Here is a 12,353-nt window from a genome sequence, read left to right on the forward strand (position 1 = left end):
GCCATCATCCTTTCCGGTACAAGTCCACCTCTGTATTTCGGTGACGGAAAAGCCAGTCCATCAGCCTGGGGTCGTCGTAAGTCTCAGTCCATGAGTCGTGGTCTGCTTCGGGATAAACAGTGAATTCCACGTTTCCCCCCTCCTGTCTGAGACGATCAACAAGGATCTGCGTGCGCTCAATCGGCACTACATCATCTTTTGCTCCGTGGAATGTCCAGACAGGCAGATGAGCAATTCGGTGAATCCGGTCAAGAAATCCGAATTCGTGTAGTGCTCCCCCGCAAATCGGAGCAGCTGCAGCAAACAGGTAAGGGTACTTTTCCGCCAGATGCCAGGTGCCGAAACCGCCCATACTGAGACCGGTCAGATAAATACACTCCGGATCCACGCGGTACTCCCTTACCGCATGAATAATAAGGGAGTGCAGGGCATCAAGCTCCTCAATCCACGTAGTTGTCTCAGGACAGACAGGTGAGACTACAACAGCCGGAATATCACGCTCGGCTGCCACTTTCGGCATCCCGTAAACCTTCATGTCATCAAAGCTTTCCCCCCGCTGCCCCATACCATGGAGAAAAAGAATCAGCGGAAATCTCTCGCTGCTCTTTTCATAGTTCTCCGGAAGGTCCAGCACGTATCGGAAAGCCGTTTTCTTTTCAAACGTTCTTTCAATTTCAATGTGGTTTTGCAAAATTTTCGCACTCCTTTATTTAATTGACTCTATTTGTAAAGAATGTTTTTAGAAATGCTGCAGGCAGACGCTTTAATTTATCAAAAAGCAGCACTCATCAGTAACAGCTCTTTCAAATTAAGTTTGACCCCGCCAGTCGATCTACTGGATTTTAAATTCGGTAAAGAAACGCTCTCCTGTTGTCTCAAAACCGAGGCTTTCATAAAGGGCGACGGCAGATGAGTTATCGGCAAAAACGTAGAGGTACACCGCATGCGAATACTGCAGCGCTTCCAGTGCCAGCGCACTCGTTACATCCCTGGCAAGCCCCTGGCTCCTGTAGTCAGGCAGTGTTCCTATATTGCCAATTTCCATCAATCGTTCATCATAGACGTGGAAGCCGCCAAGTGCCGCCAGCTCCCCACCTCTGAAAATCCCGTAAAGCGGGTTTCTGGCACTCTGCTCTTTTGTAAAAGCAATCATGTCCAGTTCCTCTGCAAACTGCTCTGTGTAGAACCGGTGTCCGTTAGTAAGGCGCCTTGCTGCAGGTTCTCTGACAAGCCTCTCCGGACTTGTGAGTCTCATATGAAACTGCCTTCTTGGCGGAGAGACGATTTCAAGTTCATTCATGGCAACCGGCAGTTCATGAGGCTGAACCATTGTGGTGCCGGTTCCTGTAAGACCGTGGTGGTCGGCAAGCAGTTTCACAAGTTCGTCCGGCCTTGCCGTTTCCAGCTCATCACCAAACAGGAAAGCAAACGCCTGAAACGGCATGCCTGAAAGGTATCCAGCACTATGTGTCAGCCGGCAGTTTCTGTCAAACTGTGCGGCAAATGAACACCGGCTTCTTCTGGCAGTCAAATAAGTGTAAAACAGCTGATCCTTTTCCCGCCCTGTACGTTCACTAACCTTAGTGAGTTCTTCAGAATGAAGGAGTCTGAACGTATCGCTCATAATTGATCACACCTTTATGCTGTCTATGTAATTAGCTCTGTTATATTCTGTTGTTGATTTCCGTTCACTGCGCTCCCTTTCCGCGGGCACCGCTTCAGCCTCCTCGGGAAAAACAAACGTGCTTCTTCCTCTGCAAGTTAAGCTTCGGAGCGTATGCGTCGAAGCAACTCGAAGCATATTCGTGAAGGAACCGCTCGTCCCTGCGGGGTCTTCAGCCGGTGCTGTTCCCGCAGGAGTGTCGCGCGCTCGCTTCAATCAGCAATGATAAGAAAATATCAACAATAAGCTTTAACAGAGCCGTGTAATTAATAGAGGGTATCCCCGATGATCTTTCAGCCGGGTGATACCCTCGTATTTTCTCATTATGCGGCAATACATACCAGCATGACGATTCGTCAGCCTGCATATACGCCTTCGAGCATGTGCTCGGCAATGCTTTCCACGTGAAGCTGGGTGGAATCAAAAAGTGGAAGATTAAGCTCTTCCTGCCTGACAAGCATATGAAGTTCTGTGCAGCCAAGGACGATCCCGTGTACGCCTTCATCATACAGTTTTTCTATGACCGCCAGCACTCTCCGCCTTGAAACGTCCCTTACTTTCCCTACACAAAGTTCTTCAAAAATGATGTGATTGAGCAGTTCCCGGTCGCCGGAATCAGGGGTAATTACCTCAAGGTTGTGATTCTCCAGGCGTTCCGTCATAAACGATTCTTCCATCGTATAGCGAGTGCCCAGCAGGGCAATCCGGCCGATTTCCCGCTTTTTAACGTTTTCTGCCACCGCGTCCCCGATATGGAGAAGTGGTATATTTACCGATCCCTCAATCTGCGGTGCAAGTTTATGCATGGTATTCGACGTAACTACAACCGCTTCTGCTCCGGCTTTTTCAAGGTTCTGTGCTATTGCAGCGAGCAGCTCCCCGGCCTCCCGCCATTTACCCTCACGCTGCATCGTTTCCACGGGGGCAAAGTCGACACTGTGAATAATGCAGGAAGCTGAATGCAGTCCGCCGAGTTTACGCCGCGTCAGTTCATTGAGCATCCGGTAGTAAATCTGTGTTGATTCCCAGCTCATTCCGCCTATCATCCCAATCGTTTTCATCCACTGTTCCTCCTCAAATGTCTGGTACTGATTTGAACAAAAACACACAGCTAATCCGGCAGAACTGGAGTCAGCCGTCTCTTTCCATGAAAACCATTTCCCTTACTGCCTGAACCGGCAGTCCAATGAATCGGCAACCGGTCTGTAGCCGATTTTCGTATAGATACTGTTGGAAGTAGGATTATCGAGATCTGTGTACAGACAGCAGAACAGGTATCCTTCCTCCAGTAAAAGGCTACTGAGCGCAGCAACGCAGCTTGTGGCATAGCCTTTTCTTTTATACTTATCAGGTGTAAAAACAAGGTTGACCGACGCACCGTTCCGCGTTTCTCTTGCCCGTTTCGCCATGGACACAGGAATTCCCTCTATATCTTTCCATAAGTAGATCCGCTGTTCACTGAGCGATCGTTCAGCAAAGGTGCGTGCCTCCTCTTCGGTCGTGGGGCTGAGTGCCTCCGCGTGAAACTCCATGACCCAGCCAGTTATCAGATCCAGATCGCTCTCCTGTGCAAGATCGAATGTCCCTGCCTGTGCAGGAACCGGTTCCACCTGATCGAGACGGTAAATCCGCTGGCGCATGAACACTTCACTTTCTCCGGCGTTCATTTCCTTTAAAAATGCGTTCACCAGTTCATTCTCCCCGGTTATACCAGGAAAGGTGTACCCTTCCTTTTCAAGCCACTTTGCCGCTGCTGAAGCCACTTGAGGTTTTCCCGCCACAATCAGGTTCATTGGCGGTGTCTGAATCATCACCATGGTCCCCTCTTTGTTGGATGCAAGGAAAGGACGTTCGGTCTCTCCCTGACCGGCTGTGTTTTCTTTTTCTGCCAGATACGCAAGCAGGCCGAGAGGAAGATTATGCTTGGCTTCTTCCTTCTCCAGCCATGGTCCGGCATGCAAGAGCAGTTCTTTTGCGCGGGAAAATCCCGAAAATGTCATCGAATCACCTGCTTTACGTTCTTTTTTTGAGTGGCCGCTATCATAATGCGAGGTTAGGCTGAGATTAATCGGCAGCGCTTTCATGCAAGACTTAAAAAACAGATTATGTTTTTCATCCTACCACATATTTCTTCCTTAAGTTACGTATTTTTTGTAAAATTCGGAAATTATTTCGATTAAAAAAGCTCCAGCTTCCCCCTTAGGAAAAGTGGAGTTTTACGATTACAGGGGCCAGAATAAAGGCTGGCCTCGTATCTTCTGAGAGGCGGGACTGGTTCGTAACCAGCATATCACCATTGGACCAGCCGAACATGTTAATTGCCTCAGAAGGGATGCCCTGATGAAAAAGTTCGATCAGCTGTTCGCCTTCTTTATTTCTTACTTTAAAATGAATGCCTGAAAACTTCCCGTCATTTTCTCCGATAACATTTCCCGAACCATCCCGGATCACGGCAAATTGCTTCATCGGATTTAAGAGGTTCATCTTATAGCTGGCTGCAGTATTTCTGTTCCGGTCCAGCAGGTAATATGGCGCATTGATGCCTCGTTCTTTTTCAATATAAAAAATGATGTCACCATTATTCTCCACAACCAGCCGTTTTTTCAGGAATGAGCGCACCCCAACGAGTTGTAAAACGAATGAAGCAGCTTTGTGACCCCTTCCCCCCTTTTCTTTCACGTGGATAAGCCTGGTTCCATCCATAGCATAAATCTCATATTCTCTCAGCCAGTGCATATGGGTCAGAATCATCGTCCGGCGTGCAGAAAAAAGGTCACGGTCCGCGTCCGTAACTGGCGGTTTTTGCAGCTTTTTTACGGCCAGTTTTTTCTTCACAATGCCTGTAATGAGCAGGCCCGGCCCCACTACCCAGCCATAGACGAAAAGCTCCATGCCGCCGTTGAAGCGGAAATGAGCAAAGGAAGTAAACAGGTGCCAGCCTGTAAAAACGGCTGTTAAAGCTGTCATAACACCGCCAAGCCAGATCAGTTTCCTGGACGTCCGGTCATAGTATTCGCTGATCATCACATGAATCTCCTTTAATTCCATATATGTAATTGCTCTGCCAATTAGAGTATAGCATGGTTTCTTCCTGCTGTAGGTGACATAGACTTTGTCCGGTTTGCACATCCTACTGCTTTCCCGTCATAAGGATGCGCAGGAGGCACAGTGGTTCGCGGATATATCGTCATTTTAGCGGAAATACAGTGATTTTAGCGGATAATTTCAAAGAATCACGGATATTTCCAAAATATCAGGGATGAAGCAGACCCCAAAGAAGCAGCCCAATAAAAAACCGGACCCCCTGTTAGAGAGTCCGGTAAATTAAATCTATTAATACATGAAACGCCTTATATAAACTGCTTATCTGGAAATAAACATCTGCGTCCAGAAGTGACCGTACTGACCGCCTTCAACGTGACCTACACCAATTTCAGTGTAGTTGCTGCTGAGAATGTTTTCACGGTGACCCTGAGAGTTCATCCATGCATCTACAACCTGTTCAGGAGTCTGCTGGCCTGCAGCAATGTTTTCACCTGCAGCGTTGTAGCTCACGCCGTAGTTGCGGAGCATATCAAATGGGCTTCCGTGAGTCGGGCTGTCGTGAGAGAAGTAGCCTTGATCTCTCATATCAGCTGATTTGTCGCGTGCAACTTCTGATACGTCTTCTGCAATTTCAAGCTCAGGCAGACCGTGCTGTGCACGTTCTTCGTTTGTCAGACGGACAACTTCCTGTTCAAACTGGGAAAGTTCACTTGACGTCTGCTCGGAAGTCTGACGTGACTGCTGGGCAGAATCAGAAGACGGCAGTGTGACTACCTGGCCAGGATAAATCATATTGGGATCCTGGATGTCGCTGTTTGCATCAATGATATCAGAAAGACTTACACCGTACTGTTGAGAAATTTGGAACAGTGTGTCTCCTGACTCGACTGTGTGCGTACTGCTTGCTTCTGCCGCATCTGAAAACACGAGCGGAGCAGCAAACGCTACAGCCAATACTGAGTAAATGAGTTTTTTTAACATGTACTCAACACCTCCACGGGCAACATTATGCCATAAAAAAACGGCGATGTGGGCATAGGGAAGATCTTTCCAGTGAGTAAAACATAGAAATCGCGCTAAAGTCTGAGAAACATGCCAATGTTTAGAATTGTATTCCATAAATTACCATATAAAACAGACCCTATGCACCGGACACAAAAATACCGCTTGTTACATTTCCAACAAAACCGTAAACCTGCCGCAATAAACGTAACGCTTGGAAATACAGATCCCCTTCATATGGTGATTTTTCCTCATTGCGCTGTTTGTAAAAGCCCTCCCTGCATAAGCTTTTTATCTTAAAGGCTCTGTTAAAGTCTGTTGTTGATTTCCGCTCACTGCGCTCCCTTCAATCAACAACGATAGAAAAACATCATAAGCTTTAACAGAGCCCTTAAAAAACCCGCCCCAGTGGACGGGTTTTGAATCAGGCAGTCTTCACATGGTCAATTTTTTCAATGTGGCCGTATCGAATTTCGTTTCGGTTGCTGCTTCCTCTTCTGTCTTGATGACAAGTCCTGTTTTCTCAAGTGCCTGCTCCAGGCGGCTGGTTACTGTCATATGATTAAATGAAATTCCGAGATTGACGATCGTCTGGGCAAGCTCAGGCCGTAAGCCGCTGATTATAGCTGTTATGCCTGTTACCTTCAGTGCATCATTGAGCTGGAAGAGGTTATGAGCGACAGCCGTATCAATAATATGAACCCCTGAAAGGTCTATAATCAGATAGTTTAAACTGAGTTCACTTCCCCGCTCCAGTGCCTGATTAAGCATTTTCTTTGAGCGATGTGTATCTATTGTGCCGATCACAGGAAGAATGGCCACTGTACTTGTCAGCGGAACGACCGGCACACTAAGTTCCAGCAGCTCTTCCTGCGCCTGGGAGAATGTTTCATCATGATACTCCACATACGCCTGGGTAAATGCGTAAATTGCCTGATCAAGAACCGCATTTACGCGGTCAGATACATCAAAAAATGCGTCAAAACCAAGATCGGATTTAATAAGTTCTTCTTTTAGTGTCCGGTAAATGACCCTTCTGGCTGGCGAAAGAGCAAGCAGCGCCATATCTGCAGAAATACCATGACTGACAGCTGCCTTTCCGGCATTTTTACCCCATTTGTACACTTCATCCATTAAATTATCATCTTCATCTGTCAATGCCTTACCCAGCAGGGTGAATAACTCCACACGAGATGCAGCCACATCTTCTTCGGATCTGCCGAAATTATGATTAAAATGATATTTCTCATCGTATTCACTGAAAAGCTGGTGAGCCATGGTACGGCTGTTTGCCTTTATAGCTTCCCCAATTCTAATCATATGGTTTTCGCTCATCATTTCCCTTTCCTCCCCCATATAAAAATCTAAATGTTTATATTTAAACCTTGTATGCAGATACCACAAAATAATATATTCTAAACCATTTTTACTAGATAATTTTAATCTAAGTATGTTATGAGAATCAACTGCTTACTTTTTTCCAGCGAATGTTTTTTAAAGTAGATGTCCCCGAATCTGCCGGAACCAAAAAAACCAAGTGCCCTATATGGACACCTGGTTTTTTTCAGCACGAAAACGAACGAATCAGTCTAGTATCAAATCCGGTGTACACCCAGCGGAATTGTCTTGGACGCCAACGCCAGCCGGCTACGGACGTACGTCCTATAAAGACTGGGTAGAACCAGAACCGCTGTCCGGTTTCAAGAATGATGTAGGTGTACCGGAACAGGCAGCCGAATAATGCGCCAGGATCAACCGCAAGCGCAGTCGGCCCACCTGCTGCAGACACGGCTGCAGGACCCGCTGTAAACGACTGGGCTGACGGCGGTGACGATGGGGGCGGCGACGATGGTGGGCCGGCAAAACCCTGCTGCTGACCAGCTCCCCCTGGTCCAAAGGGACCTCCCTGACCTCCAGGCGGCGGGCCCGGCGGCGGACTAAACCCTCCCTGCTGACCTCCAGGACCGAATCCGGTCTGCTGTCCAAAACCGGTCTGCTGCCCGTACGGTTGAAAACCAAACCCCTGCTGACCTGCACCAGGCAGACCGAACGTAAAGCCTCCGACAGAAAACTGTCTTTGATCGTTGTCCATTTTGACGCTCCTTTCTCATACACTCTTTACAGCCTATGAGGAAAAAACCCCCAAAGTGCCTGCCCAATTTAAAAACCTATCTTTCTTTATCAACAGGATTGGTTATGTGGTCCTCATAAAAGTCAAACGCCAGCGTTCCATCTGGTCCTCTGACGCAGTAAAAAACCTCTTCAAGGACAGCATTCCGCCGCTTAAGCTGCTCATAAAGCCACCGCTCCGAGAGCTTCAGACTTCTGAGATTCCGTTCAATGATTTTTCCATCCATAATAAGCTCCACCGGGAAACGCCTGTTATCACCATCCGTGCTCTTCTCACGCTTCATAACAGAAAGATGCCCGTCCGGCTCCAGAACGGCATACTCCACTTCGGTGATGTCAAACACGTCCTTTTCCCTGAGTGACTGATTAAGGGAATCCATGTTGTATTTCTGTTTTTTCAGGTTTTTCTCTAGAATCCGCCCGTCCTCAATAAACACGGTCGGCGTCCCGGAAAACCAGCCTCTCATCCCCCTGTTTTTAAGGGACATCCAGGTGGTACCGTAGCCGATACCACCGATCACAAGAAGGGCTGTAAACGAATACCAGTAGCTCACCTGCAGATCAAACGCCAGGTTGGCTCCGATCGCCCCCATCATTACCGCTGTTATAAAATCATGGTTCGTCATCTGGGAAAGGGTCTGCTTGCCGAGACAGTAATTAATAATCATCAGAAGCGTATAAGCACCGAAACTCCGCAGAACCACCTCAGTTATTTCTGCTCCCATCTTGTCACCTTCTGTCCATTCTTCGATATATATACAATCATTTCCATACAAACGCAGAAAAACACCCGCAGATCCGATTTTGGATCTCCGGGTGCTCCACTCCTGTTACTTAGACGTCGTCCTGCTCCGTTAAAATAATCGGGCCGTCTTTCGTGATGGCAAGTGTATGTTCATACTGGGCAGAAAGAGTACCATCCACTGTTCTGGCGGTCCAGCCGTTTGCATCCATCTGTGATCCCCACAGACCGATGTTGATCATCGGCTCAATCGTAATTACCATGCCTTCTTTCAATCGGGGCCCGCGTCCGGGATTCCCGTAGTGTGGAATGTTCGGCTCCTCATGAATCGTAGGTCCAAGTCCGTGTCCGGCGAAATCCCTTACAACCGAGTACCCCTTTGTTTCAGCATAAGACTGGATCGCATGGCCGATATCACCTAGTCTTTTGCCCGGTTTTGCCTGCCGGATTGCCCGGTAAAGACACTGTTTCGTAACTTTACAGAGTTCTTTTGCCTCCTCCGATGCATCACCGACCAGATAGGTCCAGGCTGAATCAGCCAGGCCGCCGTTCAGGTTAACGACAAAATCGATCGTAACCAGATCGCCGTTTTTAAGCGGTTCTTTTCTCGGAAAACCATGGCAGATTTCATCGTTAATCGAGGCACAGGTAGCAAATTCATAGCCCTGATAGCCTTTTTGTTCGGGTGTTGCTCCATTCTTTTTCAGATAGTTCTCCACAAACGAATCAATCTCCAACGTGGTCACACCGGGGTTGATCCGCTTTGCCACTTCCCGGTGGCACCTTGCCAGCAGTTTTCCCGCTTCATGCATGAGCGCAATTTCGCGCTCTGATTTTAGTGTAATCACAGTGACCGCCCCTTCCTGCCGATTTCTATTCATAATAAATGTCAATCATCGTATGCCTGTTACCGGTATAATCATACCAATGTTTAAATTTGGATTTCAACCTGCATCACTCCTCACACGAATTTTCAGTTTTTTGGTACACTTAAAGAAGAATGCCAGAGGAGTGAACCACTATGAACCGCCGCGATGAACTCTTCCTCATCAAATCAATTGCAGAACGCCTAAACAAGGAAACTTCCGCTGACAGCATGTTTAAAGTTGTACTTCAGCAGATTTTGAAACTGACAAACCTTCAGTCAGGGTGGATCTTTCTCATTAATTCTGACCGGTCGTATACACTGGCCGCTTCGGCCAGCCTTCCGGAAGCACTCGCTTGTGAAAACAGGAAGTATATGAACGAGGGCGGGTGTTACTGCATAAACAGATGTGCAGACGGAAGGCTGAATGAAGCAGCCAACATCATTGAATGCAAACGTATCGAGGATGCACTCAGATTCGAACGGGGAGATATTGAGGGGATCACCCATCACGCCAGCATCCCCCTTAAAACAGGGAACGAAACGTTTGGTCTGTTAAATATCGCCTCGCCTGATAAAAAGAAATTTTCAACAGTCGAGTTGACAATCCTTGAATCCGTCGCGCTTCAAATCGGAACCGCATGGGAACGAATCCGCCTGTCTGAACGGGAAAAGGCAAACCGGATTCTGGAAGAACGGAACCGCCTTGCAAGAGACCTTCACGACTCAGTGAATCAACAGCTTTTTTCAATTATGTACACTGCCAAAGGACTTGAGCGGCATGTGGCAGATCCTGAGACATTATCCGGTCTTCGGGAGGTGCATGCTATGTCAAAACAGGCACTTGCCCAGATGAAATCCCTCATCTGGCAGCTCCGTCCTGACCGGATTGAGGAGGGACTCGAGTCCAATATTTGTGGCTACGGAAAAGAACAGGGGCTTCATGTTATGTACCGGTCGTCTGCAGGTGACATTCCCGATCCGGTCCGGACAGGTTTCTGGAAAATCACAAGAGAAGCCCTGAATAATGTCAAAAAACACGCAGGGACCAGTGACGTTCATGTCACACTTTCAGAAAAAGACGGCTGTTATCAGTTGAATGTACAGGATTACGGCAAGGGCTTCCAGACTGAGAACCCCCGCTCCGGCTGCCTCGGTCTTCTCAGTATGCAGGAGCGGGCGGCTCTTATGAATGGCCGCTTTTCAATTTCCAGTTCTCCGGAAAAAGGCACAAAGATTACTGTAACTGTAAAAAAAGAAGGTGAAAACCGTGAATAAAATATCCATTATGATTGTAGACGATCACCAGGTCGTACGAAAGGGGCTCGTTTACTTTTTTAAAGGTGAACAGTCCATACACATTGCAGGCGAGGCAGCGGACGGACGTGAAGCTGTTGCCATGCTTGAAAATGGCCTTAAGCCGGATGTCATTCTCCTCGACCTGAATATGCCTGGCATGAATGGGACGGATGTCATCCGCATTGTTAAAAAAACAAAGCCCTACGTTAACATTCTCGTGCTGACCAGCTTCGAGGACGAGGATCATGTAATTACAGCGATTCGGGCCGGAGCAGACGGTTACTGCCTGAAAGATACGGAACCTGAAGATCTTCTTAAGGCCATCCAGCAGGTTGCCGGCGGCTCCAAGAATATTGATCCGAAGGTCGCGCCGCACCTGTTCCAGCACGTCCATAAAGACGAATCCGAGGAGGTCAGCGCACTCCGCTCGCTTACCCGCCGTGAGTGTGAAGTTCTGCTGGAGATCGCTGAAGGGCGGACCAACACCCAAATAGCCGGGAGGCTGTTTGTTTCGGAAAAGACTGTAAAAACACATATAACGAACCTTTTTGCCAAACTTCCAGTTGAAGACCGGACGCAGGCCGCTCTTCTGGCACTCCGCAATAAAAGTCTGCTTAAAGGCGGTTAACTTTCCAGCGGGATTCCCTCGTCTTAAGGCTGTCCGCTTTTTCCGACCAGAGTCTGAGAAAAAATCATCCTGCCCGCCACGATAAAATCAACCGCTGTACGGAAGAATCATCACCCTTTCCTTCCTATACTGAATGTAGAAAGAAAAACATTCAGATTGAAAAAGAAAGGGTGTTTTCAATGTTTAAAACACTGATCAGTATCTTCACTTCCATCCGTAAATCCACTGCCCGTTCATTTGATACCAATAAAAAACCTTTTGAAACGCAACACTATCATCAGCTGCTCACCCAGAGATATTACCGGATTTAGCTCTTATTCCCTCGGAATTGCAGAAGCTCTTCCGGGGGGAAAATCTGTTTTAGTGATAAAATACAGCTGACGTTCCAAGGAGCTGACATGCATGATTAAACTGGATTATTTTACAGAGAACGATTTTGACCAGCTAATGGGCTGGGTAAATGATACGTCCGGCCGCTTTTTTATGCAGTGGAGCGGTCCGACTTTTACGTACCCTCTTACCAGGGAGCAGCTGGCTGATTACATATATGGCGCGAACAAACCAGGCGCCGCAGATTTTATATTCAAGGCGATTTATGAAAAGACTGGAGAAACTGTCGGCCATCTGGCAGTCAGAAAGGTCGACCGATTCCATAAAGGTGCCCGTCTCGGCAAAGTAATTGTAGCTCCTAGATGGAGAGGCCGGGGTTTTGCGGTTCCTATGATAGAAGAAGCGCTGAAGATTGCTTTTGAACGGGAAGAGATCCACCGGCTTGCTCTTGGTGTTTTCGCGTTTAATACCTCGGCTTATGAGCTGTATAAAAAAATGGGGTTTAAACAGGAAGGTTATTTCCGCGATTTCAGACGGGTCGGAAATGAATACTGGGATATGTATGAAATGAGTATGCTTGCTCCTGATTACAAAAATCTGCATAAAAAATGAAGAAGGAAGCTGACCGGTCCGCCGTTCCCAAGCTTCC

14 protein-coding genes are annotated in these 12,353 nt (G+C 47.7%); 4 read left to right on the forward strand and 10 right to left on the reverse strand.

Annotated features, from left to right (window positions below; all coding sequences use genetic code 11):
• Positions 1–4: 4 nt before the first annotated feature.
• From CR205_RS10170 to map, 10 genes are all read right to left on the reverse strand, one after another.
• Positions 5–691, reverse strand: coding sequence for a carboxylesterase family protein (locus CR205_RS10170; protein ID WP_236634737.1), 687 nt, complete (start codon positions 689–691; stop codon positions 5–7).
• A 141-nt stretch (positions 692–832) separates the two neighbouring features.
• Positions 833–1,624, reverse strand: a complete 792-nt coding sequence (locus tag CR205_RS10175) for a GNAT family N-acetyltransferase (RefSeq protein WP_110519192.1) — start codon at positions 1,622–1,624, stop codon at positions 833–835.
• Positions 1,625–2,019: 395 nt separating this feature from the next.
• Positions 2,020–2,724, reverse strand: a complete 705-nt coding sequence (locus CR205_RS10180; protein WP_110519194.1) for an aspartate/glutamate racemase family protein — start codon at positions 2,722–2,724, stop codon at positions 2,020–2,022.
• 102 nt (positions 2,725–2,826) lie between these two features.
• The gene (locus CR205_RS10185) at positions 2,827–3,663 is read right to left on the reverse strand and encodes a GNAT family N-acetyltransferase (RefSeq protein ID WP_161524742.1); all 837 of its coding nucleotides are present in this window, start codon (positions 3,661–3,663) and stop codon (positions 2,827–2,829) included.
• 199 nt (positions 3,664–3,862) lie between these two features.
• Positions 3,863–4,687, reverse strand: a complete 825-nt coding sequence (locus CR205_RS10190; protein ID WP_110519199.1) for a hypothetical protein — start codon at positions 4,685–4,687, stop codon at positions 3,863–3,865.
• A 339-nt stretch (positions 4,688–5,026) separates the two neighbouring features.
• Entirely contained in the window at positions 5,027–5,689 is a 663-nt protein-coding gene (locus CR205_RS10195; protein WP_110519200.1) for a CAP domain-containing protein, read from the reverse strand.
• A 456-nt stretch (positions 5,690–6,145) separates the two neighbouring features.
• The gene (locus CR205_RS10200; RefSeq protein WP_161524743.1) at positions 6,146–7,048 is read right to left on the reverse strand and encodes an STAS domain-containing protein; all 903 of its coding nucleotides are present in this window, start codon (positions 7,046–7,048) and stop codon (positions 6,146–6,148) included.
• 226 nt (positions 7,049–7,274) lie between these two features.
• Entirely contained in the window at positions 7,275–7,802 is a 528-nt protein-coding gene (locus CR205_RS10205) for a hypothetical protein (protein ID WP_110519204.1), read from the reverse strand.
• A gap of 76 nt (positions 7,803–7,878) precedes the next feature.
• Entirely contained in the window at positions 7,879–8,565 is a 687-nt protein-coding gene (locus CR205_RS10210) for a DUF421 domain-containing protein (protein ID WP_110519206.1), read from the reverse strand.
• A gap of 109 nt (positions 8,566–8,674) precedes the next feature.
• A complete protein-coding gene (map, locus tag CR205_RS10215; RefSeq protein ID WP_110519208.1) occupies positions 8,675–9,430 on the reverse strand; it encodes a type I methionyl aminopeptidase in 756 nt (251 codons plus the stop codon).
• Positions 9,431–9,603: 173 nt separating this feature from the next.
• On the opposite strand from map, the gene CR205_RS10220 reads away from it, so the two are divergent.
• The 4 genes from CR205_RS10220 (at position 9,604) to CR205_RS10230 (ending at position 12,316) form a co-directional block, all read left to right on the forward strand.
• Positions 9,604–10,725: a GAF domain-containing sensor histidine kinase gene (locus tag CR205_RS10220; RefSeq protein ID WP_110519210.1), complete on the forward strand. Its 1,122-nt coding sequence runs from the start codon at positions 9,604–9,606 to the stop codon at positions 10,723–10,725.
• A 1-nt stretch (position 10,726) separates the two neighbouring features.
• Positions 10,727–11,374, forward strand: coding sequence for a response regulator (locus tag CR205_RS10225; protein ID WP_161524754.1), 648 nt, complete (start codon positions 10,727–10,729; stop codon positions 11,372–11,374).
• A gap of 179 nt (positions 11,375–11,553) precedes the next feature.
• Positions 11,554–11,685, forward strand: coding sequence for a hypothetical protein (locus CR205_RS20700; protein ID WP_268877408.1), 132 nt, complete (start codon positions 11,554–11,556; stop codon positions 11,683–11,685).
• A gap of 91 nt (positions 11,686–11,776) precedes the next feature.
• The gene (locus tag CR205_RS10230) at positions 11,777–12,316 is read left to right on the forward strand and encodes a GNAT family N-acetyltransferase (RefSeq protein WP_110519212.1); all 540 of its coding nucleotides are present in this window, start codon (positions 11,777–11,779) and stop codon (positions 12,314–12,316) included.
• The last annotated feature ends 37 nt before the right edge of the window (positions 12,317–12,353 follow it).

The sequence above is a fragment of the Alteribacter lacisalsi genome (assembly GCF_003226345.1).
In the GTDB taxonomy this organism is placed as follows: domain Bacteria; phylum Bacillota; class Bacilli; order Bacillales; family Salisediminibacteriaceae; genus Alteribacter; species Alteribacter lacisalsi.

Excerpts from the sequence above, each read along its gene's own strand:
- CR205_RS10175 (WP_110519192.1), bottom strand. The coding sequence starts at position 1,624 with ATGAGCGATACGTTCAGACTCCTTCATTCTGAAGAACTCACTAAGGTT.
- CR205_RS10180 (WP_110519194.1), bottom strand. The coding sequence starts at position 2,724 with ATGAAAACGATTGGGATGATAGGCGGAATGAGCTGGGAATCAACACAG.
- CR205_RS10195 (WP_110519200.1), bottom strand. The coding sequence starts at position 5,689 with ATGTTAAAAAAACTCATTTACTCAGTATTGGCTGTAGCGTTTGCTGCT.
- CR205_RS20700 (WP_268877408.1), top strand. The coding sequence starts at position 11,554 with ATGTTTAAAACACTGATCAGTATCTTCACTTCCATCCGTAAATCCACT.
- CR205_RS10185 (WP_161524742.1), bottom strand. The coding sequence starts at position 3,663 with ATGACATTTTCGGGATTTTCCCGCGCAAAAGAACTGCTCTTGCATGCC.
- CR205_RS10220 (WP_110519210.1), top strand. The coding sequence starts at position 9,604 with ATGAACCGCCGCGATGAACTCTTCCTCATCAAATCAATTGCAGAACGC.
- CR205_RS10230 (WP_110519212.1), top strand. The coding sequence starts at position 11,777 with ATGATTAAACTGGATTATTTTACAGAGAACGATTTTGACCAGCTAATG.
- CR205_RS10200 (WP_161524743.1), bottom strand. The coding sequence starts at position 7,048 with ATGATGAGCGAAAACCATATGATTAGAATTGGGGAAGCTATAAAGGCA.
- CR205_RS10210 (WP_110519206.1), bottom strand. The coding sequence starts at position 8,565 with ATGGGAGCAGAAATAACTGAGGTGGTTCTGCGGAGTTTCGGTGCTTAT.
- CR205_RS10205 (WP_110519204.1), bottom strand. The coding sequence starts at position 7,802 with ATGGACAACGATCAAAGACAGTTTTCTGTCGGAGGCTTTACGTTCGGT.
- CR205_RS10190 (WP_110519199.1), bottom strand. The coding sequence starts at position 4,687 with ATGATCAGCGAATACTATGACCGGACGTCCAGGAAACTGATCTGGCTT.